This is a genomic window from Pseudomonas khavaziana, assembly GCF_036704165.1.
Lineage (GTDB): Bacteria > Pseudomonadota > Gammaproteobacteria > Pseudomonadales > Pseudomonadaceae > Aquipseudomonas > Aquipseudomonas khavaziana.
The window spans coordinates 960,241-985,704 of record NZ_CP129946.1; the positions used below are offsets into that span (position 1 = coordinate 960,241).

At 61.1% G+C, this 25,464-nt stretch carries 23 protein-coding genes and 1 pseudogene; 9 read left to right on the top strand and 15 right to left on the bottom strand.

The window, feature by feature from the left end; genetic code table 11:
* Positions 1–132 precede the first annotated feature (132 nt).
* The 3 genes from QYQ93_RS04125 to QYQ93_RS04135 all read right to left on the bottom strand — a co-directional run bounded on the left by QYQ93_RS04125 (position 133) and on the right by QYQ93_RS04135 (position 4,443).
* Positions 133–1,938, bottom strand: coding sequence for a collagen-like triple helix repeat-containing protein (locus QYQ93_RS04125; protein WP_338476394.1), 1,806 nt, complete (start codon positions 1,936–1,938; stop codon positions 133–135).
* 301 nt (positions 1,939–2,239) lie between these two features.
* Positions 2,240–3,088 (bottom strand): MaoC family dehydratase, encoded by an 849-nt coding sequence (locus tag QYQ93_RS04130; protein WP_338476395.1) that lies wholly within the window; start codon positions 3,086–3,088, stop codon positions 2,240–2,242.
* 2 nt (positions 3,089–3,090) lie between these two features.
* On the bottom strand, positions 3,091–4,443 hold the full coding sequence (locus tag QYQ93_RS04135) for a 3-oxoacyl-ACP reductase (protein ID WP_338476396.1): 1,353 nt from the start codon (positions 4,441–4,443) through the stop codon (positions 3,091–3,093).
* A gap of 114 nt (positions 4,444–4,557) precedes the next feature.
* On the opposite strand from QYQ93_RS04135, the gene QYQ93_RS04140 reads away from it, so the two are divergent.
* Together QYQ93_RS04140 and QYQ93_RS04145 are read left to right on the top strand one after the other, a co-directional pair.
* Positions 4,558–5,835 (top strand): acetyl-CoA C-acetyltransferase, encoded by a 1,278-nt coding sequence (locus QYQ93_RS04140; RefSeq protein ID WP_043051734.1) that lies wholly within the window; start codon positions 4,558–4,560, stop codon positions 5,833–5,835.
* Positions 5,836–5,969: 134 nt separating this feature from the next.
* Positions 5,970–6,869: a PA4780 family RIO1-like protein kinase gene (locus tag QYQ93_RS04145; RefSeq protein WP_043051735.1), complete on the top strand. Its 900-nt coding sequence runs from the start codon at positions 5,970–5,972 to the stop codon at positions 6,867–6,869.
* 458 nt (positions 6,870–7,327) lie between these two features.
* On the opposite strand, the pseudogene QYQ93_RS04150 reads toward QYQ93_RS04145, so the two are convergent.
* A pseudogene (locus tag QYQ93_RS04150) lies at positions 7,328–7,450 on the bottom strand (outer membrane lipoprotein carrier protein LolA); the annotation flags it as partial.
* A gap of 291 nt (positions 7,451–7,741) precedes the next feature.
* On the opposite strand from QYQ93_RS04150, the gene QYQ93_RS04155 reads away from it, so the two are divergent.
* Positions 7,742–9,294, top strand: a protein-coding gene (locus QYQ93_RS04155) for an IS3 family transposase (protein WP_124421718.1) whose coding sequence is annotated in 2 segments (ribosomal slippage) — positions 7,742–8,204 and positions 8,204–9,294 — 1,554 coding nt in all. Because the reading frame shifts where the segments join, the coding sequence is not laid out codon by codon here.
* Positions 9,295–9,671: 377 nt separating this feature from the next.
* Here the strand turns inward: QYQ93_RS04155 and cueR are convergent.
* The 3 genes from cueR to QYQ93_RS04170 form a co-directional block, all read right to left on the bottom strand.
* The gene (gene cueR / locus QYQ93_RS04160; RefSeq protein WP_043051486.1) at positions 9,672–10,073 is read right to left on the bottom strand and encodes a Cu(I)-responsive transcriptional regulator; all 402 of its coding nucleotides are present in this window, start codon (positions 10,071–10,073) and stop codon (positions 9,672–9,674) included.
* Complete coding sequence (locus QYQ93_RS04165) at positions 10,070–12,271, bottom strand: heavy metal translocating P-type ATPase (protein WP_338476397.1); 2,202 nt, start codon at positions 12,269–12,271, stop codon at positions 10,070–10,072. Before QYQ93_RS04165 ends, cueR begins: the two co-directional genes overlap by 4 nt.
* A 66-nt stretch (positions 12,272–12,337) precedes the next feature.
* Positions 12,338–12,718 carry a hypothetical protein gene (locus tag QYQ93_RS04170; protein ID WP_046070752.1) on the bottom strand — a complete coding sequence of 127 codons (381 nt, stop codon included), beginning with the start codon at positions 12,716–12,718 and terminating at the stop codon, positions 12,338–12,340.
* A 147-nt stretch (positions 12,719–12,865) separates the two neighbouring features.
* Between QYQ93_RS04170 and QYQ93_RS04175 the strand changes: the two genes are divergently transcribed.
* Positions 12,866–13,063, top strand: coding sequence for a heavy-metal-associated domain-containing protein (locus QYQ93_RS04175; RefSeq protein WP_043051483.1), 198 nt, complete (start codon positions 12,866–12,868; stop codon positions 13,061–13,063).
* 88 nt (positions 13,064–13,151) lie between these two features.
* The gene (locus QYQ93_RS04180; protein WP_338476398.1) at positions 13,152–14,345 is read left to right on the top strand and encodes a multidrug effflux MFS transporter; all 1,194 of its coding nucleotides are present in this window, start codon (positions 13,152–13,154) and stop codon (positions 14,343–14,345) included.
* Between the two features lie 8 nt (positions 14,346–14,353).
* On the opposite strand, the gene QYQ93_RS04185 is transcribed toward QYQ93_RS04180, so the two are convergent.
* From QYQ93_RS04185 to QYQ93_RS04195, 3 genes are all read right to left on the bottom strand, one after another.
* Positions 14,354–14,536, bottom strand: a complete 183-nt coding sequence (locus QYQ93_RS04185; RefSeq protein WP_043051481.1) for a hypothetical protein — start codon at positions 14,534–14,536, stop codon at positions 14,354–14,356.
* 146 nt (positions 14,537–14,682) lie between these two features.
* Positions 14,683–15,696 (bottom strand): zinc-binding alcohol dehydrogenase family protein, encoded by a 1,014-nt coding sequence (locus QYQ93_RS04190; RefSeq protein ID WP_338476399.1) that lies wholly within the window; start codon positions 15,694–15,696, stop codon positions 14,683–14,685.
* A gap of 44 nt (positions 15,697–15,740) precedes the next feature.
* Positions 15,741–16,034: a putative quinol monooxygenase gene (locus QYQ93_RS04195; protein WP_338476400.1), complete on the bottom strand. Its 294-nt coding sequence runs from the start codon at positions 16,032–16,034 to the stop codon at positions 15,741–15,743.
* A gap of 117 nt (positions 16,035–16,151) precedes the next feature.
* Between QYQ93_RS04195 and QYQ93_RS04200 the strand changes: the two genes are divergently transcribed.
* From QYQ93_RS04200 to QYQ93_RS04210, 3 genes are all read left to right on the top strand, one after another.
* A complete protein-coding gene (locus QYQ93_RS04200) occupies positions 16,152–17,081 on the top strand; it encodes a LysR family transcriptional regulator (RefSeq protein ID WP_124399221.1) in 930 nt (309 codons plus the stop codon).
* A gap of 134 nt (positions 17,082–17,215) precedes the next feature.
* Positions 17,216–17,902 carry an ArsR/SmtB family transcription factor gene (locus QYQ93_RS04205; RefSeq protein WP_217881407.1) on the top strand — a complete coding sequence of 229 codons (687 nt, stop codon included), beginning with the start codon at positions 17,216–17,218 and terminating at the stop codon, positions 17,900–17,902.
* Between the two features lie 115 nt (positions 17,903–18,017).
* Positions 18,018–19,388, top strand: coding sequence for an MFS transporter (locus tag QYQ93_RS04210; RefSeq protein WP_338476401.1), 1,371 nt, complete (start codon positions 18,018–18,020; stop codon positions 19,386–19,388).
* Between the two features lie 125 nt (positions 19,389–19,513).
* On the opposite strand, the gene QYQ93_RS04215 is transcribed toward QYQ93_RS04210, so the two are convergent.
* Positions 19,514–20,467: an adenosine deaminase gene (locus QYQ93_RS04215; RefSeq protein WP_043051475.1), complete on the bottom strand. Its 954-nt coding sequence runs from the start codon at positions 20,465–20,467 to the stop codon at positions 19,514–19,516.
* Positions 20,468–20,660: 193 nt separating this feature from the next.
* On the opposite strand from QYQ93_RS04215, the gene QYQ93_RS04220 reads away from it, so the two are divergent.
* Positions 20,661–21,752: a calcium:proton antiporter gene (locus QYQ93_RS04220; protein WP_338476402.1), complete on the top strand. Its 1,092-nt coding sequence runs from the start codon at positions 20,661–20,663 to the stop codon at positions 21,750–21,752.
* Positions 21,753–21,888: 136 nt separating this feature from the next.
* Here QYQ93_RS04220 and QYQ93_RS04225 read toward each other — a convergent pair whose 3' ends face one another.
* From QYQ93_RS04225 to QYQ93_RS04245, 4 genes are all read right to left on the bottom strand, one after another.
* Complete coding sequence (locus QYQ93_RS04225; RefSeq protein ID WP_043051761.1) at positions 21,889–23,247, bottom strand: 8-oxoguanine deaminase; 1,359 nt, start codon at positions 23,245–23,247, stop codon at positions 21,889–21,891.
* Between the two features lie 210 nt (positions 23,248–23,457).
* Positions 23,458–24,144, bottom strand: coding sequence for an SDR family oxidoreductase (locus tag QYQ93_RS04235; RefSeq protein ID WP_043051760.1), 687 nt, complete (start codon positions 24,142–24,144; stop codon positions 23,458–23,460).
* 56 nt (positions 24,145–24,200) lie between these two features.
* Complete coding sequence (locus QYQ93_RS04240; RefSeq protein ID WP_338476403.1) at positions 24,201–24,782, bottom strand: YigZ family protein; 582 nt, start codon at positions 24,780–24,782, stop codon at positions 24,201–24,203.
* A 12-nt stretch (positions 24,783–24,794) separates the two neighbouring features.
* Positions 24,795–25,454, bottom strand: coding sequence for a TetR/AcrR family transcriptional regulator (locus QYQ93_RS04245; protein WP_043051758.1), 660 nt, complete (start codon positions 25,452–25,454; stop codon positions 24,795–24,797).
* Positions 25,455–25,464: the final 10 nt, after the last annotated feature.

Below are 25,464 nucleotides of genomic sequence, written 5' to 3' on the forward strand. Positions count from 1 at the left end.
GCGGTTCGGGAGGGTGGCGATTCATCACCTATGTCGCCGCCCATAAAAAAGACGAGAGACTTATTCAGGGTCTCTCGTCTCAACCAAGCGTAGGCGCTGTAGGGGAGGCCGTCTAATCGGCCAGGTGCAATTCTATTTTCCGGTCAGGCCGTTCAACAAACCGCCAAGACCGCCCGTTGCTGTGGTGCCTCCGGTTGTTGTCGTTGCAGTACCGGTGGTTGTGGTGCTGGCGCCGATGTTCAGGCCGCCAAGCAGGCCACCGCTGGTGCCGCCAGTGCCGCCGGTGACCAGGCCACCCACCGAGCTCACGGTGTTGCCGACCGCCGTAACGGTGGTGCCGAGAGTATTGGTGACCGGGTTGGCATTGGTGGTGGTGAGGTTAGTGCCCAGGCTGCTCACAGCGCCGCCGACTTGCGTCACCAGGCCGTTGACCGGAGCACCAACGCCAGTGGTGTTACCAATGTTTTGCGTCAGCGCAGTGACGCCGGAGGTCACGGGGTTCAGGGCTGCGCCGACATTGGTTGCGACCGCTGCGACCGGTGCCGTGGCGCCGGTGTTGGCGACGCCCGTACCACCCAGCACGGTGCCTACGGAGGCGATGGTGTTGCCCAGCGCGCCACCGGTTACACCGGCTGCACTGACGGTGCCGTTGCTGTTGCCCACATTCAAGCCAGTACCCACGTTACTCACAAGGCCACCCACCAGTTCCGGTATGCCGGGGGCAGCAGTGCCACCCGTTGGTGCGACATAACCGCCGGACTTATCGAGTGTGCCACCGACGCCGGTCAGCACACTGCCGACCACGCTGGTGACCGGGTTGCCGGTGCCGCCGGTGCTGGCGACTTGGGTACCCAGGCTGGTGACCGTCGAGCCGACTTTATCCAGCAGGCCATTGACGGGAGTGCCCAGGCCGGTTGCGGTGCCCAGATTGCCGGTGGTGTTTTCCACCAGCGACACCACAGGCACCACTACTTTGCCACCCAGGGTGTTGGTCAGCGAACCCAGCGGGCCAGTGGTGCTGGCGGTGCTGAGAGTATCGCCGAGCATGGTCACCGTGGTGCCGACTTTATCGACTACGCCGCCGACCGCACCGCCTACACCGCCGGTCAAGCCACCGACCACAGGGACACCGCTGAGGGTGGTCGACAGCGATTGGCCGGTGGTCGAGAGGCCGCCACCCAGGTCGGCGACGCCATTACCTACGCCTGCCACGGTAATGCCCAGGGAGTTGCTATTGGTGCCCAGCGAGCCCAGGCCGGAGGTCACGCCGGTACCGATGCTGGTGACAGCGGTGCCTGCCGAGGTCACCAGGCCGCCAGCGGTAACGCCAACGATGGGCACACCGTTCAAGGTAGAGCCAAGATCACCCACGGCTGCGCCGACATTGCCCACGGTGGTGCCGAGGGTGCCGGCGATCTGGCCGGTGATCAGTGGGGTGGTTGTCGAGCCTGTTCCGCCGCCAGTACCACCACCCGTTCCGCCGGTGCCGCCACCTGTGCCGCCGGTGCCGCCACCTGTGCCGCCAGTGCCTCCGCCAGTGCCTCCGCCGGTCCCACCCGTGCCTCCGTCAGTGCCGCCGGTGCCGCCGCCGGTCCCACCGGTGCCTCCGTCAGTACCGCCAGTGCCGCCGCCGGTCCCACCCGTGCCTCCGTCAGTACCGCCAGTGCCGCCGCCGGTCCCACCCGTGCCTCCGTCAGTGCCGCCGGTGCCGCCGCCGGTTCCACCCGTGCCTCCGTCAGTGCCACCGCCAGTTCCGCCAGTGCCACCACCTGTGCCGCCGTCACCGCCACCTGTGCCCGCACCTGCTCCGGCATCCGGTGAGGAGGCTGCCACGCTGGATTTATGCCCGCCACCACCGCTGCTGCAGCCGCCGAGGCTCATCGCCATGATCAGGGCCAGAGCGGTACTTGCTTTCCAAAACACTACTTGAGTTTTCATGATTGAGTTCCTTGCACCTGGTACAACCTTGGTTGTTTCAAACCCTCGCTACTTCTTGGGTAGCGATAGGTTTGTCCGTGTGGTCATCACAGACCCAGGCACTATTTCGTGCAACGCTCAACTTGGTATTAACGATTTATATACATAAGGTCTTAGTCGGCTTAACGACTAATACGAAGGGTGTAATGGAGAATAGGTTGATAAAGCCTTAAATGTTTTAAATCAGTGAGTTGAATAAAAAAACGGACCTCGTGAGGTCCGCTATAACTTTGGGTGTATATATACAATTACGCAGTATGTTTCAGGCGATCGGCTGCCACTTGCCGAGCATATGCTGAATGTCTCCCGCGCCTTTGAGTGCCAACTCGCCACTGGAACCGGCCGCGCTGCTCATCAATATCACTTCACTGGGCAGGCGCACGGGCTTCTTGAATTCGACTTCGATCTCAATATTGGCAGCCGGCAGATGCTCTCCCAGCGCTGCCAGCGTGCGCGCCTTATTCCACAGCCCATGGGCAATGGCCTGGGGAAAGCCGAATAACTTGGCCGTCGGCGCACTGAGGTGGATCGGGTTGTAATCGCCAGAGACGCGGGCATAGCGGCGGCCGATATCGGCAGGCGCTTTCCAGCGTGTCAGCTCGCTGGTCGGGCCATGGGCCTGGGAGGTTTTATCCACTGCATCGCCTTCAAGCTTCACGCCGCGACACAGCATTTGGCTTTCGGCCTCCCAGAGCAGCCCCAGGGCATCTTCGACGACGGTCACAATGTCAAAGGTCGCGCCTTTGGCATGGGGCTGAAGGTTGTGGGCATAGACGCCGATGCCCAGGTCGCCCACGCCACCCAAGGGGCGATGAATGCGGATGCGATTGCTCAGGTGAACCAGCCCCAGCAAGGGGAACGGAAACGCCTTGTCAGTCAGCAACTGCATCTGCAGGCCGAACGCCAGGATGTGCGGATAGGTCGCCGGTAGCATCGGGCCATCGGCAAACCCGCAGACCTTTCGGTAAGCCGCGACGGCCTTGGGGTTGACGCTGACCCGGCAACGCAAGCCGTGTTCGGGCAAGGTGCTGCCGGTGATCTTGCGCTTGAGCGCCGCTCGCCAATACAACGGCAGTAAAGAGGGCGAACTGTCCAAGGTGTGCCATTGCATATTTACGCTCCCAGAAGACTTTGCCCACATACCCGCAGCGCTTGGCCGCTGACCGCACCGGAACCTGGCTGACCGAGCCAGGCCACCGCTTCGGCCACATCCTGGGGCAAGCCACCCTGGCCCAATGAACTCATGCGACGCCCCGCTTCACGCAGCGCGAACGGGATATGCGCGGTCATCTGGGTTTCGATAAAGCCTGGCGCCACGGCATTGATGCTGATTCCGCGTTCCTTCAACAGGGGCGCCCAGGCCTGGGCCAGGCCAATCAAGCCGGCCTTGCTCGCGGCATAGTTGGTTTGCCCGCGATTACCGGCAATACCGCTGATCGAGGCCAGCAGCACTACGCGTGCGTTGTCATGCAGGGTGCCGCTGTCGAGCAGGGCCTTGGTCAGCACCTGCGGGGCATTGAGGTTGACGGCCAGCACGGCGTCCCAGTATTCCGGGGTCATATTGGCCAGGGTCTTATCGCGGGTGATGCCGGCGTTGTGTACCAGGATATCGAGGCCGTCGGGCAGGTGTTCGACCAGTTGGCTGGCGGCGTCTTCGGCGCAGATATCCAGCACCACTGTACGCGCATTCAAGCGCGCAGCCAGGGCTTCGAGATCGGCCTTGGCCTGGGGCACGTCGAGCAGAATCACCTCGGCACCGTCGCGGGCCAGGGTTTCAGCAATGGACGCACCGATGCCACGGGCGGCGCCAGTGACCAGGGCTTTGCGCCCCGCCAGCGGACGCGTCCAGTCCTCGACCGGGGTGTCGCAGGCCGCCAGGCGGATGACCTGGCCCGAGATATAAGCGCTTTTCGGCGACAGGAAAAACCGCAGCGCACCTTCCAGCTGGTCCTCGGCGCCGTCGCTCACATACAGCAATTGCAATACGCCGCCGCTGCGCAACTCCTTGGCCAGGGAGCGGCTGAATCCTTCCAGGGCACGCTGGGCGCTGGCGGCAAACGGATCGCTGAGGCTTTCCGGCGCGCGGCCGAGGATCACCAGGTGTGCGCTGTGATCGAGGTTTTTCAGCAGAGGCTGGAAGAACTCGCGCAGTTGCTTGAGCTGGTCGGTGTGCTGCAAGTGACTGGCGTCGAACACCACCGCCTTGAGCTTGGGGCCGTGCCCGGGAATCCACGCGGTTGCCGTCGAGGCTTCGGCGCCGTAGCTGTAAACCGCGTCGGTGAGTCGATTGGCAAACGCCAGCACCTGGGTCGTCAACGAGCCCCCGCCGAGCAGCAGCGCACCTTCGACCGGGCGCAGGCGCCCAGCTTGCCAGCGTTCCAGGCGTACCGGCGACGGCAGGCCAATGGCGGCGACCAGGCGATGGCCGAGGCTTGAGTTGGCGAAGTCGATATAACGGTCAGACATGGAACGCTCTCCGAAGGCTGGGGTTCAAAGGGTTGACCACCCTGGGGTGGCAGTCGTTCGATTGAGCCTAGGCTAGGCTTGATGATTACACCCACCTTCACAAGGGAGCTTTCCATGACTCAATTGCGCCGTGTAGCGATCATTGGCGGTAATCGCATTCCTTTCGCCCGCTCCAATGGCCCGTACGCCACGGCGAGCAACCAGGCGATGCTGACCGCCGCGCTGGAGGGCCTGATCGAGCGATACAACCTGCACGGCTTGCGCATGGGCGAGGTAGCCGCCGGCGCGGTACTCAAGCACTCCCGAGACTTCAACCTGACCCGCGAATGCGTGCTCGGCTCGCGCCTGTCGCCGCAAACCCCTGCATACGATATCCAGCAAGCCTGCGGCACCGGGCTGGAGGCGGCGTTGCTGGTGGCCAATAAAATTGCTCTGGGCCAGATCGAATGTGGGATTGCCGGCGGCGTAGACACCACCTCCGATGCCCCGATCGGGGTGAACGAAGGCTTGCGCAAGCTTTTGCTGCAAGCCAATCGCGGTAAATCCATGGGGGATAAACTAAAAACCTTGTTACAACTTCGTCCCCAGCACCTCAAGCCGGAACTGCCGCGCAATGGCGAACCACGCACCGGCTTGTCCATGGGTCAGCATTGCGAACTGATGGCGCAGACCTGGCAGATTCCCCGCGCCGAACAGGACCAGCTTGCGCTTGAGAGTCATCAGAAAATGGCCGCGTCCTACGCCGAAGGCTGGCACAACGACTTGCTCACGCCCTTTCTTGGCCTCACCCGCGACAACAACCTGCGGCCCGACCTGACACTGGAAAAACTTGCCAGCCTCAAGCCAGCCTTCGAGCGCAGCGCAAAGGGCACGCTCACCGCCGGCAACTCCACGCCGCTCACCGATGGCGCCTCCCTGGTGCTGCTGGGCAGTGAAGCCTGGGCCAAGGAGCGCGGCTTGCCGATCCTGGCGTACCTGCGTGATGGCGAAGCGGCGGCGGTGGATTTCGTCAACGGCGCCGAGGGCCTGTTGATGGCGCCGGTGTATGCGGTGCCGCGCTTGCTGGCCCGCAACGGCTTGACCCTGCAGGACTTTGATTACTACGAGATTCACGAAGCCTTCGCCGCCCAGGTGTTGTGCACGCTCAAGGCGTGGGAAGATGCGGACTATTGCAAGACCCGCCTGGGGCTGGATGCGCCGCTGGGGTCCATCGACCGCAGTCGGCTCAACGTCAAGGGCAGTTCCCTGGCGGCGGGCCATCCGTTTGCCGCCACCGGCGGGCGTATCGTCGCCAACCTCGCCAAACTGTTGGACGCGGCGGGCAAAGGCCGCGGGCTGATTTCGATTTGCGCTGCGGGCGGCCAAGGGGTGACGGCGATTATCGAACGCTGATTAACGACAAAATTGGCCCATTGCATGCATTCTTGAGTGGTCAGAGGTCGGTAGCCTCTCCCACCGGCGAGCCGATTGCCGTATAACGAGTGCCACACGCGTGTTTGGTAATACAGGACCCACAATAAAAGCTGATGAAGACTCCTAAACGCATTGAACCCCTGATCGAAGACGGTCTGGTCGACGAAGTGCTGCGCCCACTCATGAGTGGTAAAGAAGCAGCTGTTTATGTGGTGCGCTGCGGCAACGAATTGCGTTGCGCCAAGGTTTACAAGGAGGCGAACAAACGAAGTTTTCGTCAGGCGGCCGAATACCAGGAAGGCCGTAAGGTCCGTAACAGCCGCCAGGCCCGGGCCATGGCCAAGGGCTCCAAGTTCGGCAAGAAAGAAACCGAGGACGCCTGGCAGAACGCCGAAGTTGCGGCGCTGTTCCGCTTGGCCGGTGCCGGCGTTCGCGTGCCCAAGCCGTATGACTTTCTTGAAGGCGTGCTGCTGATGGAACTGGTTGCCGACGAGTACGGCGACGCGGCGCCGCGCCTGAACGACGTGGTGCTGGAGCCGGACCAGGCGCGTGAATACCACGCCTTCCTGATCTCCCAGATCGTGCTGATGCTATGCACCGGCCTGGTGCACGGTGACCTTTCGGAATTCAACGTACTGCTCACGCCAACGGGCCCGGTGATCATCGACCTGCCCCAGGCGGTGGATGCGGCGGGCAACAACCATGCATTCAGCATGTTGGAGCGCGACGTTGGCAACATGGCTTCCTACTTCGGGCGTTTTGCCCCGGAGTTGAAGAAGACCAAGTACGCCAAGGAAATGTGGGCGCTGTACGAAGCCGGTACCTTGCACCCGGCCAGTGTATTGACCGGTGAGTTCGACGAACCGGAAGAACTGGCGGATGTGGGCGGTGTGATCCGCGAGATCGAAGCGGCGCGGCTGGATGAAGAGCGTCGCCAGGCGATTCGTGCGGCGGATGATGCGCCACCGAGCAAAGTGCCGGACGAACCACCGCCGCCGCCTTGGATGCAGTGATCTTCGGGTAGATGAAGATCAAAATGTGGGAGCCCCCACCACATCTTCGATGTGACGCTGTCGCGCAGCAAACTAGGGAGCTTGCTCCCGTGGCAGCCTGACAGCCGAGCAGGATGTTGGTTTTCGGCCTGGGTACATATCCGTTGTTTAGGTAACGGCCACTTATGGTTCCGCTTTTACAGCGGGTCACTTTCGAAAAGCGCGAAAGTAACCAAAGCGCTTTTGCCCCACCACTCGGCACCTCGCCCAGGCTCGGTGTGCCCTCACTCCGGCTTGAATCCGTGGGCCGCCGTCATGGGCCATCCCTGGCCCAGGACGGCTAACCCGGCGTCCTGCCGGGTTACCCACGGCTTCAAGCCTGCGTTCGGCCAGCGTGGTTTAACGGGGCGCCTAAGATCAAAAGCAAGATCAAGAGCGACTCGCTGCGCATCGCAGATACGCTGGCGGCGCGTCTGCTTTACTGTAGGAGCGAGCTTGCTCGCGAAAAACCTGAGAACGCCGCGTTCTGTCTGGTTTCCCGCGTCATCGTTAACGACCTTCGCGGGCAAGCCCGCTCCCACAGGGGTACGCGCACGCTTCAACGATCAGGTCGGCTATAAGGCCGCCTCGCTGTGTTTTTGATCTCAGGCGCCCCGTTAAACCACGCTGGCCGGAATTCGACGGGGATTTGGGGGGTAAACCGGCAGGGATGCCGGTTTAGCCGCCCCGCGCCATGGATGGCGCGTGGCGGCGGCCCACCAAATCCCTGTCGGATTACGGGCACACCGAGCCTAAGCGAGGTGCCGAGTGGTGGGGCCCCCGGTGTCAGGATAGTTGTCGCCTCTCCTGATTTACCCCCAAAAAAGCATACCGAGGGCGGAAAGAGACAGGTTGTGACGTACTATTCACCCGAACGTAAAGCCACATTGCTTAAGATGTTGCTTCCCCCGCTGAACCTGACGGTAGCCGAAGTTTGTCGCCGTGAAGGGGTCAGCGATGTATCGCTGTATACCTGGCGCAAGATGGCCAGTGTCCAAGGAAGCAAAGTGCCAGAAGATATATCGCTTTCTGATAAATGGTCTGCTGAGGCCCGGTTGACCGCTGTCATTGAAACAGCCAGCCTGACGCAACTTGAATTAGGTGAGTACTGCCGTCGAAACGGCCTTTACCCCGAGCAGATCAATGCTTGGCGTCAAGCCTGTATTAGCGGTCAAGAGGCGGTGCAGATCCAAAAAATGGCTGACCATGAGCAGACGCGTAAAGACAAAAAACGCATCCTGGAGCTGGAGCGCGATCTGCGCCGTAAAGACGCTGCATTGGCCGAAACCGCAGCGTTGTTAGTGCTGCGAAAAAAGCTCAACGATTACTGGGGGACCGACGGCGAGGACAACTGACTTCTTTGCCGGAACGGCAGTTGTTGGTGGGTTGGTTGATTGAAGCCATCGTCGCAGGCGCCCGAAAATTACGCGCTTGCCAAGAGGTTGGACTGTCGCTGCGAACCTTGCAGCGCTGGACTCAGGCGCCAGAGTTACAGGCCGATGCGCGCACCACCACCTTGCGGCCCAAGCCGCGTAATGCGCTGAGTGAAATTGAAAGACAAGCCATCGTAACCCTGTGCAACAGCCCGCTATACGCCCATTTACCTCCCAGCCAGATCGTTCCGCGCCTGGCAGACGAAGCACGGTATCTGGCGTCGGAAGCTACGTTTTATCGCATCTTGCGAGCAGCCGGCCAACAACACCACAGAGGTCGTAGTCGACGACCTCGGCGCGTAGTAATGCCGACAACGCACGCAGCTCAGAGGCCTAATCAGGTGTGGTCGTGGGACATCACGTATCTTCCTTCGCCCATACGCGGTAAGTATTTTTACCTGTATTTGATCGAAGATATTTACAGCCGCAAGGCGGTAGGTTGGGAAGTTTATGATGAAGAAAGTGGTGAAAAAGCTGCTGCGCTGTTGCAACGTAGCGTGATCAATGAGAAGTGCCTGCGTGAGCCCTTGGTATTGCACTCTGATAACGGAGCGCCAATGAAATCGGTGACGCTGTTAAGCAAAATGTATGAGCTGGGTATCACGCCTTCTCGCGGTCGTCCACGTGTAAGCAATGACAACCCGTATTCGGAATCACTGTTTAGAACATTGAAATACTGCCCGCAATGGCCCTTGGAAGGCTTCGCCAGCTTAGACGCTGCACGGACTTGGGTGAGGGATTTTATGCGGTGGTACAACAGCGAACACAGGCACAGCCGGATCCGCTTCGTCACCCCATCAGAGCGCCATGGAGGGAAAGATCATCAGATACTGGCGCTGCGTCATGAGCTGTATGAGCGGGAGCGCCGGAAAAGACCTGAACGGTGGTCAGGACAAACACGTAACTGGGAACCAGTAGGAACGGTGCTGCTGAATCCGGATAGGGAACAGCAGACCGAACAAAAAGCGGCATAGCAGACGGTTGACGCGACAACTACCTTGAAAAACGCCGGGGGCAAGAGCGTTTTGCTTACTTTGCCGCTTTTGCAAAGTGAGCCGCCGTAAGGGCGGAACCTATAGTGGCCGTTACCTAAGCAACGGATATGTACTCGTCCCAACAACCCGGTCACATCGTCGACGTGGCGCCGTCGCGCAGCAACCTGGACCGCCTCCAAAATATCCGGCGTTAGGACTAAATTTTAACTCTATAAAATCAGTAGTTTACTTGTAGTTTGATAAGAGGGGGCTTGCTCCCGATGGCGGTGTGTCAGCGACAGATGTGTTGACTGACACTCCCTCATCGGGAGCAAGCCCCCTCCCACATTCGGATTTGCGTGTAGCCAGTTAGAGCATCAGGCGCAGCAGTTGCCCGCTGCCAACTCCTTGAGTATCGGGCAGTCCGGTCGATGATCGCCCTGGCAGTGCTCCATCAGGTCCTGCAAGGTGTCGCGCAGTTGCCCCAATTCGCGAATCTTGTGATTCAGCTCGTCGATGTGCTGGCGCGCCAAGGCTTTTACGTCGGCGCTGGCCCGTTGGCGGTCTTCCCACAGGGTCAGCAGCTTGCCGACTTCTTCCAGTGAAAACCCCAGGTCCCGCGAGCGCTTGATAAACGTCAGGGTGTGCAGGTCGTCATGACCGTACACGCGATAGCCGCTGTCAGTGCGATGGGGCGTCTTCAGCAGGCCGATGGATTCGTAGTAACGAATCATCTTTGCGCTCAGCCCGCTGGTGCGGGCGGCTTGGCCGATGTTCATGGGTGTTGATCCTCCAAGTCCTTGGGTTTCCAGGTTTTCAACAACAGGGCATTACTCACCACGCTGACGCTGGACAAGGCCATCGCCGCACCGGCCAGCACCGGATTGAGCAAGCCGAAGGCGGCCAGGGGAATGCCGATCAAGTTATACACAAAGGCCCAGAACAAGTTCTGGCGAATTTTCGCGTAGGTCTTGCGGCTGATCTCCAGGGCCGCCGGCACCAGGCGTGGGTCGCCACGCATCAAGGTGATGCCGGCCGCGTGCATGGCCACGTCGGTGCCGCCGCCCATGGCGATGCCGATATCGGCCGCAGCCAAGGCTGGGGCGTCGTTGATGCCGTCGCCGACCATCGCTACCACGCCGGTTTTTTTCAGCTCGGCAACGGCAGCCGCTTTGTAGGCGGGCAGTACCTCGGCGTGCACGTCGTCGATACCCAAGGCCTCGGCGACGACCCGAGCGCTACCGTGGTTATCGCCGGTGATCAGGTGGCTGCTGATGTGTTGCGCCTTGAGTTGTTGCACGGCCTCCAGTGCGCCGGGCTTGAGGGTGTCACCAAACGCGAACAGGCCCAACACGCGAGGCTGCGCGCCTTGCTCGATCAGCCAGGACAAGGTGCGGCCTTCGGCTTCCCAATCCTTGGCGCGCTGAGCCAATTCGCCCGCCTCCAAGCCCGTCTCTTCCAGCAAGCGTCGATTACCCAGCGCCAGTGGCCGACCGTCCAGCGTGCCGGCAATGCCGCGCCCGGTCAGGGACTGGCTGGCGCTCACATCGGCCACGTCCAGACCTTTCTCCTGGCACGCATCCAGCACGGCCTTGGCCAATGGGTGTTCACTGCCGCGTTGCAACGCGCCGGCCTGTTGCAACAAGAGTGCTTCGTTACCATCCACGGCCGCCAGGTGCGCAATTTTCGGCGCGCCGGAGGTGAGGGTGCCGGTCTTGTCGAAAACCACGGCGCTCACCGCATGGGCGCGCTCCAATGCTTCGGCATCCTTGATCAGAATGCCGTGGCGCGCGGCGACGCCGGTGCCGGCCATGATCGCGGTCGGTGTGGCCAGGCCCAGGGCGCAAGGGCAAGCGATCACCAGCACGGCAACCGCATTGATGATTGCGGTTTCCAAGGATGCGCCGTACCACCACCAGCCCACTACGGTAATCAACGCCAAGACCAATACCGCTGGTACAAATACCTGGCTGACTTTATCCACCAGTTTCTGGATCGGCGCCTTGGCGGCCTGGGCGTCTTCGACCAGGCGAATGATGCGCGCCAGCACGCTCTCGGCCCCCAGGGCCAGGGTGCGCACCAATAAACGGCCTTCACCGTTGATGGCGCCACCGGTGACCGGGTCGCCTGGCTGTTTAGGCACCGGCAGGCTTTCACCGCTGATCAGCGCCTCATCGGCATGGCTTTGGCCCTCCACCACTTCACCGTCCACCGGGAAGCGTTCGCCGGGTTTGACCAGCACCAGGTCACCGTGCTTCAACGCATTGATCGCGACGTCTTCTTCGCGGCCATCCTGCACGCGGATCGCCCGTTCCGGGCGCAAGGCTTCCAGGGCGCGGATCGCGCTGGCGGTCTGGCGTTTGGCGCGGCTTTCCAGGTATTTGCCCAGCAGCACCAGGGCGATGACCACCGCTGAGGCTTCGAAGTACAGGTGCGGCGTCACGCCGGGGGCGGCGGTGAGCCATTCATAGATGCTCAGGCCGTAGCCGGCGCTGGTGCCGATCGCCACCAGCAGGTCCATATTGCCAGCGCCGGCGCGTACGGCTTTCCATGCCGCGACATAGAAGCGCGCACCGAGGATGAATTGCACCGGCGTGGCCAGGGCAAACTGTATCCAGGCGGGGAGCATCCAGTGCAGGCCGAAGGGTTCCACCAGCATTGGCAGCACTAAGGGCAACGCCAGCAGGATCCCTGCCACCAACGCCCAGCGCTCACGGCGCAGGCGTCGGGCCTGGTCGGCTTCGGTGGCGGTTTCGCTTTGGGGCAGGGTGGCGGTGTAGCCGGCCTTGTCGACTGCGGCGATCAGTACGCTGGCGTCCATCTGGCCGAGCACTTCGATATGCGCGCGTTCGTTGGCCAGGTTGACGCTGACACGCTGTACCCCCGGCACCTTGCCCAGCGCGCGTTCGACGCGGCCGGCACAGCTGGCGCAGGTCATGCCGCCGATGGGCAAGTCAAATGTGGTGGATCCATTCATGGGACAGTCCTCCAGGAGAAGTTGCCCTTAGGATCAACCTTAACCTGTGGGGAAGGTCAAGCGTCTTCAGTATTCCAATGCCGCAGGCTTGAGGTACATGCCGTCCGGGCCTTGAGCGATACGCAATTTGCGTACATCGCCAGCCTTCAAGGTAATGTTCTGCGCCGGTGGCGCCAGCAGGCTGGGCAGGCAGCCTCCGGACTGACCCGGTAACAGCTTGAGGCGCAGCGATACATCGCCCGCAGGCAGATTGAACGAGGTGGCCTGTTCCTGGAACAGGCGCCCGGCCAACTGGTCCTGGATATACAGGCCGATCTCGCAGTTGGTCGGCACCTCCAGGCGCTCGCGGGAAATGATCAGCACCGCATAATCTTCAGCGGCAAGGGCTTGGGGCGCAGCAGCAGACAGGCTCATCAGGCCGGCAAGGGCAAAAAACGACCAGCGCATGGCGAATGCTCCGTGGTTCACAGCAAGGAAAGTTGAAGCTTGGCCGACGTTGCCTGCGAATACCAGCCCGGCCGATTTTTTTGAAACTTGACCTTGCCATCGTGGCAAGCTCCAAACTGTGCCCAACCTCATCAAAGGAGTCATGTCATGCAAATATTCAGTGTTGAAGGAATGACCTGCGGCCATTGCGTTCGATCGGTGACCCAGGCGGTACAGAGCCAGGATCCGGCAGCGAGTGTCGAAGTCGATTTGGGCGCCAAAGAAGTGCGCGTGGCAAGCAGTCTGCCCTCGGATAAGGTCATCCAACTGATCACCGAGGAGGGCTACACCGCCAAGCTGGCGTGATTTTTTCTGATCGTTAGCGACCTAACGTAATGTTCATGGCACCCAAGCGCGGCTAGACTGTCGGGCTGCCGACTCACTTGGGTGTCTGATGAACCTCCGCATAATCCTGATTTTGGGCGCCTTGAGCGCCTTTGCGCCGTTGGCGATCGATTTTTACCTGCCGGGCTTTCCGGCAATGGCCACGGCCTTTGCCACCGATGAAAAACATATCCAGTTGACCCTGGCGGTGTACTTCGCCGGCCTGGCCATTGGCCAATTGATCTACGGTCCATTGGCCGACCGCTTTGGTCGGCGTGTGCCGCTGCTCAGTGGCGTCACCCTGTTTACCCTCGCGTCCTTCGCCTGTGCCTACGCACCGTCCCTGGAATGGCTGATCGGTGCGCGCTTCGTGCAGGCCCTTGGCGGTTGCGCGGGCATGGTGATTTCCCGGGCGGTGGTCAGTGACAAGTGCGATGCGGTGGGCTCGGCCAAGGTGTATTCGCAACTGATGCTGGTCACCGGCCTGGCGCCGATCCTTGCACCTTTGGCGGGTGGGTTGATGGTCGGGGTGTGGGGCTGGCAATCGATCTTCCTGGCACTGTCGCTGTTCAGCGTAATGGCGGCAATTGCCGTGGCAGTCGGGTTGCCGGAAACCTTCCCGGCCGATCAGCCGCGCCAGCCTTTGTCTGGTTCGTTGCGTCGCTACGGCTCGCTGTTGTCGGACCGCGTATACCTCGGCTATGCCTTGACCGGCGGCATCTCGATTGCCGGGATGTTTGCCTACATCGCCGGCTCTCCTTTTGTATTTATCAAACTCTACGGCGTACCTGCCGAGCATTACGGCTGGCTGTTCGGTTCCAACGCCGCCGGCTTTATCCTGGTAGCGCAGTTGAATGCGCGGTTGCTGGCCAAGCGCGGCCCGGCGTTTTTGTTGTCGCGCACGGTGTGGGTGTATGTGGTGGCGGCGTTGACGCTACTGGGTATCGCCGCGCTGCGCACCGAGGCCTTGTGGCCTTTGCTGGTGCCGCTGTTTATCTGTATCGCCAGCCTGGGCTGCATTTTGCCCAATACCTCGGCGTGCGCCATGAGCGGGCAGGGCGCCCGGGCCGGCAGTGCGTCGGCGTTGCTCGGTTGCATTCAGTTCGGTGTGGCGGCAGGGGCTGCGTCGTTGGTCGGCGTGTTGCACGACGGCACGGCGATGCCGATGGCCATGGTTATCAGCTTGTGTGGTGTGCTGGCGGTGACGATTGCGATGTCGACCCAGCGCCTGCAACGGGCAAGGGCCGAACAGGCGCAGGTCTGAAATGCGGCTCAGCCAGCGGCGGAGCGTTGCTGGCCGAGGGGAAAGCGGTGGGGCGCCTGGATACGGGCTTGCAGGGTATCGGCAAAGGCGCGGGCCTCGGCTTCACTGCGAAAGGTGATGGCTTCGCCGTCGAGACGAACCTGCCATTGGCTGCCTGGGGATTTTGCTAACGCTTTTATCAGGATCTTCATTGCTGACTTCCTCGCGTAAAAGACTCGTGGCAAAGGCGGCCAATATAAACCCGAATCCCCGCAAAAATATGACAAGGATCAACTCTCGGACTAATGGTGTCGTCCATTACTTACATGAATAACGGACGACACTGACAGTCGTTTTTTCAGAACCCTTCCAGCACGATCTTGCCCTTGGCCTTGCCACTCTCCAGCAGCGCATGGGCACGTCGCAGGTTGGCCGCGTTGATCACACCGAAGTGCTCGCCCACCGTGGTTTCCAGGATGCCGGCGTCGATCAGTTCGGCCACGCGGTTGAGCAAGTTGTGCTGCTCGATCATGTCCGGCGTTTCGAACATCGAGCGGGTGTACATGAACTCCCAGTGCAGCGACAGGCTCTTGCGCTTGAGCTTGCTCACATCCAGCGCCTTGGGGTCATCGATCAGCGCCAGCTTGCCTTGGGGTTGCAGCGCCTCCACCAGTTGATCCAGGTGATGCTCGGTCTGGGTCAGGCTGGCAACGTGGGTCACTTGCGGGTGGCCGGCCTGTTTCAGCGCTTCGCTCAACGGCTGGCTGTGGTCGATCACCAAGTCGGCACCCAGGGCCTTGGCCCAGGCCTGGGTTTCGGGACGCGAGGCGGTGCCGATGACTTTCAGCGCGGTGAGCTGGTTGGCCAGTTGCGTCAGGATCGACCCCACACCGCCAGCAGCACCGACGATCAGCAGGCTCTGGCCTTGATCTTCCTTGCCTTCAATGATCTGCAAGCGTTCGAACAGCAGCTCCCAGGCGGTGATGGCGGTCAGCGGCAGTGCAGCGGCCTCGGCAAACCCCAGGCTCTTGGGCATATGGCCGACGATGCGCTCATCTACCGTGTGCAGTTCGCTGTTGCCGCCTGGGCGTACCAGGGAACCGGCGTAGAACACCTTGTCGCCAGCCTTGAACAGCGTCACGTCGCTGCCAACGGCCTTGACCACACCGGCCACATCCCAGCCCAGCACCTTGGCGGCGCCGTTTTCGGGGGCGACATTCTGGCGCACCTTTGTGTCCACTGGGTTGACCGAGATGGCTTTGACTTCCACCAGCAGGTCACGCGGGCCGGCCACGGGCTCCGGCAGTTCGATGTCTTGCAGGGATTTTGGGTCGTTGATCGGCAGTGAAGCGTAGTAGGCAATGGCTTTCATGGTGGCTCCGGTAAAGGGGGCGTGATGCGGACTTGATGGGGGGATCAGGCAAGGAATTTCAGGCGCTTGAGTTCGAAATGTTCGAGCACGTCAGCGGCTTTGGCGCGAAAGCTCTGGATATGCGCGCTCCGGTCATGGCCGGCCAGTGCTGCCTCATCGCTCCAACGTTCGAGCATGTAGAAGGTCTCGGGGTGTTGCAGGTCCTGATGCAGGTCGTACTGCTCGCAACCGGCTTCCAGGCGGGTCGGTTCCAGCAGGGCACGCAGCAAGGGTTCCAGGGTGGCTTGTTGGCCGGGTTTGGCGATCAGCGTGGCGATGACGTTAAAGGCGGTGGACATATTCAACTCCTGGCACGTGATGACGGAATGCGCAGATGATTGGCTATTTCCCATGCAGATAAAAGCGGCTAAAACAGCAGTCTGTTTCAACCAAATTTTGATAATGGATGGGAATGCATGCTGCGTTTTGATGATTTGCAGTTGTTTGTGCGCGCTGCGGACCTGGGTAGCCTGTCGGCGGCGGCGCGGGTCATGGACCTGTCGCCCGCGGTGGCCAGCGCTGCGCTCAAGCGTATCGAGCAGCAACTGGGCACGCGCTTGCTGGCGCGCTCAACCCGCAGCCTGCGCCTGACCGCCGAAGGCGAGGGCTTCCTGGAGTACGCGCGTGCGTCACTGGGTGCGCTGGACGAAGGGCGACGACTGTTGGCCAGTGGTCAAGATCATGTCAGCGGCGTGCTGCAATTGTCGGCGCCATCGGATTTTGGGCGTAACCAGCTGGTGCCGTGGCTGGACGAGTTCCAGCAGCAACACCCGCAATTGAATGTGCGCCTGTTGCTGGGTGATCGCATTGCCGACCTGTTCCGCCAGCCGGTGGACATCGCCTTGCGCTATGGCGAACCCGAAGACTCCAGCCTGATTGCGCTGCCCATCGCCCCGGACAATATTCGAGTGCTGTGTGCCGCCCCCAGTTACCTCGCCCGCCATGGTGAGCCGCGCCATCTGGAACAACTGGCCCAACACAATTGCCTGCTCTACATGCTCGGTAGCCGGGTGCATGACCACTGGGGTTTTTACGACGGCAAGCGTCATGTAAGCCTGACGGTCAGCGGTGACCGCTTCAGTGATGATGCCGATGTCGTGCGCCGCTGGGCGGTGGCGGGGATGGGGATTGCCTACAAGTCCTGGCTGGATATAAGCACCGACGTGCTGGCCGGACGCTTGCGCTTGATCCTGCCGGAGTTGCAGGGCGAGCGCACGCCGCTCAACTTGTTGTGTGCCCATCGTGCGCAATTGAGCAAACCGATCAATCTGCTGCGGGACATGCTCGTGGCACGCTGTGCGACATTGACCGCGCAGCGACTGGGGCGAATGGCTGCTAGGCAATAGCCTGCGTCACGGTCGGAAGTTTCACTCATACCCTGTCCTGATCTGCGCTGTCAGACGCCGCGGAACCGCTGGTCTGCGCACCTATACTTTGGCCTCAACCGCAGCAGAAAAATGGTTTAACAGGGAGTGAATACATGGAAGCAGCACCTTGCATCAGTCAGATCGCCAGCTTGCTCGCCGAGCCCAAACGCACGGCCATGCTCTGGGCCTTGATGGACGGCTCGGCGAAGTCTTCAGAAGAGCTGGCGAGCCTGGCCGGACTGTCGTCGGCATCGGCCAATGCACATTTGGCGCGCCTGGCCGGTAGCGGTCTGCTACGAACCGAGGCTCGACGGGGCAAGCGGTTGTTTCGCGTGGCGGCTGCGGATGTCAGTGTCGCCATTGATGCGCTGGCCAGTACCACCATGGCCAGCGCGGCGCGCAGCACGCCGAATGCTTTGCCGCTGGCACTGATGGCGCCACCGCTGCTGCGGCGCGCCCGCCTGTGTCACGGCCATCTTGGCGGCGAGCTGGCGGCGGGGCTGTACCAGCGGATGTTGGAGGCAGGCTGGATCGAGCGCCATGAGCAGCGTACCGAGGTCACGGTCAAGGGCGCGCAGTATTTGGCAGGCCTGGGCATTTTTACCCAGGCATTGGCGGCGCCGTTGGCCTGCGATTGCTTCGACTGGAGCCAGCAGCAACCGCATCTGGGCGGTGCGCTGGGCGCGGGATTGTTGCAGCTGTTTCTGCAGTCGGGCTGGATCGGTGTGGTCAACGAGTCGCGGGCCTTGCAGGTTTCCGATATCGGGCTCGTGGAAATCAACCGGCTGGCGGCAGTGTAGGCGCCTCGTCAGCGGTTTGCGTCGTTCAGGGTTTCAGTCAGGTCGCATCCAGCAATAGCCAGGGATAACGATGTCGCACACTCGCCGAGGGGATTTTTCACAAGGGGGGTGTGGCATGGGTATGCAAGGCTATAGCGCAGCGGAGCGGTTGGAACGGCTGCCGATCAGTGGTTACCACCGAATCATTTTCATCATCATCGCCTTGGCGTTTTTCTTTGACTCCATGGACTTGGCGATGATGACCTTCCTGTTGGGCTCGATCAAAACCGAGTTTGGCTTGAGCACCGCCCAGGCGGGATTACTGGCCAGTTCGAGCTTTTTCGGCATGGTGATCGGCGCTTCGCTGTCCGGCATGCTTGCCGATCGCTTCGGGCGCAAGCCGGTGTTCCAGTGGAGCATCGTGTTGTGGGGTGTTGCCAGTTACTTGTGTTCCACGGCGCAGACGGTGGAGATGCTGACGTTGTTTCGTATCCTGCTGGGCATTGGCATGGGCATGGAGTTTCCCATCGCTCAGTCGATGCTGTCGGAGCTGATTCCGGCCAAGGGGCGCGGGCGCTACATCGCGTTGATGGATGGTTTCTGGCCGTTGGGCTTCGTAGCTGCGGGCGTGCTGTCTTACTTCCTGTTGCCGGTGATTGGCTGGCGCGACATTTTCCTGGTGCTGGCGGTGCCGGCGGTGTTTGTGTTGGCCATCCGGTTCTTTATCCCGGAATCACCGCGCTGGCTGGAACAGGCCGGAAAGCATGACGCGGCGGATAAGGTGTTGCTGGGCATTGAGCAGAAGGTACGCGAGTCCCTGGGCCGCGCTGATTTACCCGAGCCGGTTGCCCTGCCACGGGTCGAGACTGTGCCGGGGACTTTCTTCTCCGCGTTCCAGCAGCTGTGGTCGGCGCAGTATCGCCAACGCACAATGATGATCTGGAGCGTGTGGTTTTTTGCCTTGCTCGGCTTTTACGGGCTGACGTCGTGGTTGAGTGCGTTGTTGCAGCAGTCGGGTTTTGCCGTGACCCAGTCGGTGTATTACACCGTGATTATCTCCCTGGGTGGGATCCCGGGCTTCCTGATGGCGGCGTGGCTGGTCGAACGCTGGGGGCGTAAGCCGGTGTGCGTCGTGACGCTGCTGGGCGGCGGGGTGATGGCGTTTTTGTATGGGCAAAGTGCGGTGTTTGGCGGCAACGTCGGCCTGCTGATTACTTCGGGGCTGCTGATGCAGTTCTTCCTGTTTGGCATGTGGGCCGTGCTGTACACCTATACGCCGGAGTTGTATCCCACCTCGGCGCGGGCGACAGGCTCCGGGTTTGCTTCGGCGATTGGCCGGGTCGGCTCGCTGCTGGGGCCGTTGGTGACCGGGCTGGTATTCCCGATAACCGGGCAGGGCGGGGTGTTCGCCCTGGGCGCGCTGTGCTTTGCAGTCGCGGCGCTGGTGGTGTGGGTGTTTGGGATGGAGACCAAAGGCAAGACGCTGGAAGAGCTCACCCAAATCTAAGGTCAACACAAAACCAGGTGGGAGGGGGCTTGCTCCCGATAGCGGTGTGTCAGGCACTTATGTGTCACTGATCCACTGCTATCGGGAGCAAGCCCCCTCCCACATGTTGAGCAGCGCTTGTTCGGTTATGGTTTGACCAAACGCGCATCCAGGCTGTTTTGCGCCAGGCGTTTGGCCTGGTCCTGGGTCATGCCCAGGGAGGTGTACAGCGCGTGGAAGTTCTCGGTGACATAGCCGCCGAAGTACGCCGGGTCATCCGAGTTCACAGTCACCTTCACGCCACGCTCGAGCATGTCGAGAATGTTGTGCTGGGCCATGTCGTCGAACACGCAGAGCTTGGTATTGGACAGCGGGCACACGGTCAACGGGATCTGTTCGTCGATGATGCGCTGCATCAGACGCTCATCTTCGATGGCACGCACGCCATGGTCGATACGCTGGATCTTCAGCAGGTCGATGGCTTCCCAGATGTACTCGGGCGGGCCTTCTTCACCGGCGTGGGCCACGGTCAGGAAGCCTTCGTGACGGGCACGGTCGAACACGCGCTGGAACTTGCTCGGCGGGTGGCCCATTTCCGAGCTGTCCAGGCCCACGGCCACGAACGCGTCACGGAACGGCAGGGCCTGGTCGAGGGTTTTCTCGGCTTCAGCTTCGCTCAGGTGGCGCAGGAAGCTGAGGATCAAGCCGCTGGTGATACCCAGTTGCTGCTCGCCATCCTTAAGTGCCGCGGCGATGCCGTTGAGCACCACTTCGAACGGCACGCCACGGTCGGTGTGGGTCTGCGGGTCGAAGAAGGGTTCGGTATGAATCACGTTCTGGGCCTTGCAGCGAAGCAGGTAGGCCCAGGTCAGGTCGTAGAAATCCTGGGACGTGCGCAGCACATCGGCGCCTTTGTAATACAGGTCGAGAAACTCTTGCAGATTATTGAAGGCATAGGCCTTGCGCAGGGTTTCGACATCGTTCCACGGCAGCGCAATCTTGTTGCGCTCGGCCAGGGCGAACAGCAACTCAGGCTCCAGCGAACCCTCCAGGTGCAGGTGCAATTCAGCCTTGGGCAGGGCGTTGAGCCAATCGTACATTTTTAAAATCTCATCAGGTGCAATGGCGACATTCTACAGGCCATGGCTGAAATAATCGGCAAAACCTGACCAGCAGGAGAGTATTTGTCTCACCCTCGCAAGGTTGATGTGAACTAAGGTGTAACGAAACGTTAGCGGCTTGGCGCAGTCTGTACCCCATCAATGACTGATTCGCTGTATGAAAAGGCCCGGAATGCTCACATCCCTCAAGCAAGAAAAATTCATGTTGCTGGCGCTGATTGCCGCCATTGCCGCCTACCCGCTGGAGCACTGGATGCTCCACAGCGGGCAACTGGTGGCGCTGCTGGCAGGCATGGCGCTGATCGCCTTTATCGTGATGGCTTCGATGCGCGTCGCGCACCATGCCGAGCAACTGGCGGAAAAGGTAGGTGACCCCTACGGCACCATGATCCTGACCCTCGCCGCGGTATTGGTGGAAGTGGTGATCCTGGCGATCATGATGAGCAACGAGCCATCGCCCACGCTGGTGCGTGACACCATTTACTCAGCGGTGATGCTCGATATCAACGGCATCCTCGGCCTGGCCGCGCTGATGGGGGGTATCAAGCATGGCGAACAGTCCTACAACGATGATTCAGCACGCACCTACAGCGTAATGATCCTTACGGCCATGGGCGTGTCGATGGTGGTGCCGGAGTTTATCCCCGAAGCGGATTGGAAAATCTACTCGGCCTTCACCATCGGCGCGATGGTGGTGCTGTACACCTTGTTCCTGCGCATGCAGGTGGGGCCGCACAGCTACTTCTTCAGCTACAGCTACCCGGAAAAACGCCGCAAGAAAACCCCGGAAGAGGAGCAGTCGCCCCCCGTCAACCTGGCGTTCTCGATCGGCACCCTGGTGTTTGGGGTGATCGTGATCGGCGCATTGGCCGAAGTGATGTCCAAAACCCTCGACCTGGGCCTGGAAGGCACGGGCGCCCCGCCGGTGATCACGGCGATTGTGGTGGCGGCGATCTCTGCCGCGCCGGAAATCCTGACGGCACTGCGTGCTGCGTTGGCTAACCGCATGCAGTCGGTGGTGAATATCGCGTTGGGGGCATCGTTGTCTACGGTGATCCTGACGGTGCCGGTGATGGAGGCCATGGCCCTGTATTCCGGCCAGCCGTTCCAGATGGCGATGACGCCGGTGCAGACGGTGATGGTGTTTATCACGCTGATTGTCAGCGCGATCAACCTTAATGATGGTGAAACTAACGCCATCGAAGGGATGACTCATTTTGTGTTGTTTGCGACCTTTATCATGTTGTCGCTGTTGGGGTTGTGACTGATTCTTCAAGCCACCAATGAGTCCAATGTGGGAGGGGGCTTGCTCCCGATGGCAGTGGTTCAGTCATATATAGGTTGGCTGACCCACCGCTATCGGGAGCAAGCCCCCTCCCACATTTTGAACCTCGTTTGGCTTAGGTTCCGGCGATTAACTGCCGCGCCGCCTGGGTGTGATCGGCGATCAAACCTTTCAGGTCCAGACCTTCGACCTGCCCGTCGATGACTCGCCACTGGCCGCCAATCATCACCCGATCCGCTCGATCCGCACCGCACAAGAGCAGCGCTGAAATCGGATCGTGGCTGCCGGAGAACCGCAGCTCATCAAGCTTGAATAGCGCCAGGTCAGCTTGCTTGCCTACCGCCAATTCACCGATATCCGTACGTCCCAGCAACTGCGCCGAGCCTTTGGTGGCCCAACCCAGCACGCCTTCGGGAGTGATTTTTTCCGCGCCGTAACGCAGGCGCTGGATATACAGGGCCTGGCGCGCTTCGAGGATCATGTTCGACGCGTCGTTGGATGCGGAACCGTCCACGCCCAGGCCGATGGGCGCGCCGGCGGCGAGCAGATCCAGGGTCGGGCAGATGCCGGAGGCCAGGCGCATGTTCGAGCTTGGGCAGTGGCAGATGCCAGTACCGGCGGCGCCCAGGCGTGCGATTTCATCCGGGTTGAAGTGAATACCATGGGCCAGCCAGGTGCGTGGGCCGAGCCAGCCGACGCTGTCGAGGTAGTCCACGGTACGCAGGCCGAAACGTTGCAGGCAGAAGTCTTCCTCGTCGAGGGTTTCTGCCAAATGGGTGTGCAGGCGCACATCCAGGCGGTTGGCCAGCTCGGCGCTGGCTTGCATGATCTCGGGGGTGACCGAGAACGGCGAGCACGGCGCCAGGGCTATCTGGATCTGTGCACCGTCGCCACGCTGGTGGTATTCGCGGATCAGGCGCTGGCTGTCGTCGAGGATCACCTGGCCTTGTTGTACGGTCTGCTGCGGCGGCAGGCCGCCATCGGCTTCGCCCAGACTCATGGAGCCGCGGGTGAGCATGGCGCGCATGCCCAGTTCGCGCACGCTTTCTACCTGCACATCAATGGCGTTTTCCAGGCCATCGGGGAACAGGTAGTGGTGGTCGGCTGCGGTGGTGCAGCCTGAGAGCAGCAATTCAGCCAAGGCGACTTTGCTGGCCAGGGCAAGTTTTTCCGGGGTGAGCCGTGCCCATACCGGGTACAAGGTTTTCAACCAGGGAAACAACGGCTGGTTGACCACTGGGCCCCAGGCGCGGGTCAGGGTTTGATAGAAGTGGTGGTGGGTGTTGATCAGCCCGGGCAGGACCACATGCTCGCGAGCGTCGAACACCTGTGCACAGGGTTGTGCCGGTTCTTGGCCTTGGGCCAGCACTTCGGTGATCACACCGTCTTGCAGCACCAGGCCGCCGCGGGCATCAAGGCCATTGGCAGTGAAAATCGCGAGAGGGTTTTTTAACCAGATACGGGTCGCAGGCATTGGCCGGCTCCTCTGAATGATGGGTTCAGGTTTGCCAGCTCAGTGTTGCCCTGTCTGCTGATCCAGGGTCGCCGGGGAGGGCGAGGTGGGCAGTTTACCTCTGTAGGAGCGAGCTTGCTCGCGAAAATCGTCAACGATGACGCGGGCAGTCTGGCTTTAAGCAGTGCCTGGGCGTTCTTCGCGAGCAAGCTCGCTCCTACAGTTGGGGGGCTACCAGGCGATGGTGTCGCCCTTGTAGTCCACGAAGTGGTGGCCGCCCTTGCCGGTGTAGGCATTTACCTGATCCACCAGGCCGCGCACGCTGGTGTCGACGTCGATATGCGCATTTTCGCCGCCCATGTCGGTCTTCACCCAGCCCGGATGCATCGAAAGCACGGTCAGCTTGTGATCGCCCAGTTGGGTGATAAAGCTGTTGGTCATCGAATTGAGTGCAGCCTTGCTGGCCTTGTACAGCGCCAGGTCCGAACCGTCGGCAATGGTCACGCTGCCCAGTACCGAGCTCATGAAGGCCAGCACACCGGTGTCTTTGCGGATCTGCCCGACAAAGCGCTGGGCCAGGTTAATCGGTGCCACTGCGTTGGTGAAGAACAACTGGCCGACTTCCGCCAGGGTGGCGTGGCCGGGCTCCTGGTTCGCCGGGCCCTTGACGCCAGCGTTGACGAACAGCAGGTCGAAGGTGCGGTCTTTCAGGCGTTGGGCCAGGGCGATCACGGCTTGCTGGTCGTCCATGTCCAACTTCTCGACCTGCACCGGCCCCACGGCTTTCAGCGCATCGGCTTTGCTCGGATCGCGCACGGTGGCGGTCACGTCCCAGCCATCCTGGAGCAATTGCTTGACCAGGCCAAGGCCCAGCCCGCGTGAGGCGCCGATGATCAGTGCAGTTTTTGGCGTAGACATGAAAGGCTTCCTTTGAAATCGCGGTTCAGGGAGTTCAGCACGTAACAGTAGCAGTTTCAGCGTTGCAGCAGGATGCGCCCACGGCTCAGGTCGGCGAGCTGGGCTTGTAGGGTGTCGATGTGTGCCTCCCCCAGTGCAAGCTGCAGCTCCACGCCGTTGGCGGTGAAGGTTTCTTCCAGCACCAGGCCTGCGAGTTCAGCGACACGCAGCTTCACCAGGTTCAGCTCGGAAAACCCACAGGCGCAGCTCAGTGGCACGCGGCTGATCAGTTCGATGCGCTCGGCATTTTGCAGGCATTTGTTTGCACCGCCTCCATAAGCACGGGCGAGGCCGCCGGTACCCAGCTGGATGCCGCCGTACCAGCGGATTACCAGCACCGCGACCTGATCAAAGCCCTGTGCCTCGATAGCCGCAAGAATCGGGCGCCCGGCGGTGCCGCCAGGTTCGCCGTCATCGTTGCTGCGGTATTGGTCGGCCAGCTTCCAGGCCCAGCAGTTATGCGTGGCGTTCAGGTCGCTGTGTTGCTCGAAAAAAGCCTGGGCGTCCTGCGGGCTGGTGATGGGTGCCGCCAGGGTGATAAAGCGGCTTTTGCGGATTTCTTCACGAAATTCGCAAAGGCCTGTCAGCGTAAAAGACATAACTCGCTTCGTTTATTGGGCTGGCTTGATGCCGCAGCCTTTGAGGATGATCTGGATCAGATTGGTGCCAGCGTCTTCCATGTCCTGCTTGGTCAGCTTGGTGCGACCGGTGACGCGGCAGATCTGGGTGGCGAAGTCGGCGTAGTGCTGGGTGCTGCCCCACAGCAGGAAGATCAAATGCACCGGGTCGACGGGGTCCATCTTGCCGGCGTCGATCCAGGCCTGGAACACCGCCGCCCGGCCACTGAACCAGGCGCGATAGTCCTGGCTGAAATATTCGGTGAGGCATTCGCCGCCGCTGATGATTTCCATGGCGAAGATCCGCGAGGCTTGTGGCTGGCGTCGCGAAAATTCCATTTTGGTGCGGATATAGCGCGTGAGCGCCACGGCTGGGTCGTCCTCGGCAGTCAGCGCGTTGAAGGTGCTGTCCCACAGTTCGAGAATATTGCTGAGTACCGCGATGTACAGGCCCAGCTTGTTGGTGAAATAGTAGTGCAAGTTAGCCTTGGGCAACCCGGCACTGGCAGCAATGGTATTCATGCTGGTGCCTTTGTAGCCATGACGGGCGAACTCATCTTCAGCAGCTTGGAGAATCGCTTGTTCGTTCTTTTGCCGAATGCGGCTGGCGGGTTTACCGGCGTGGTTGCTGTGGGCAGGAACTTCGAGGCTCATGGAGGTTTCC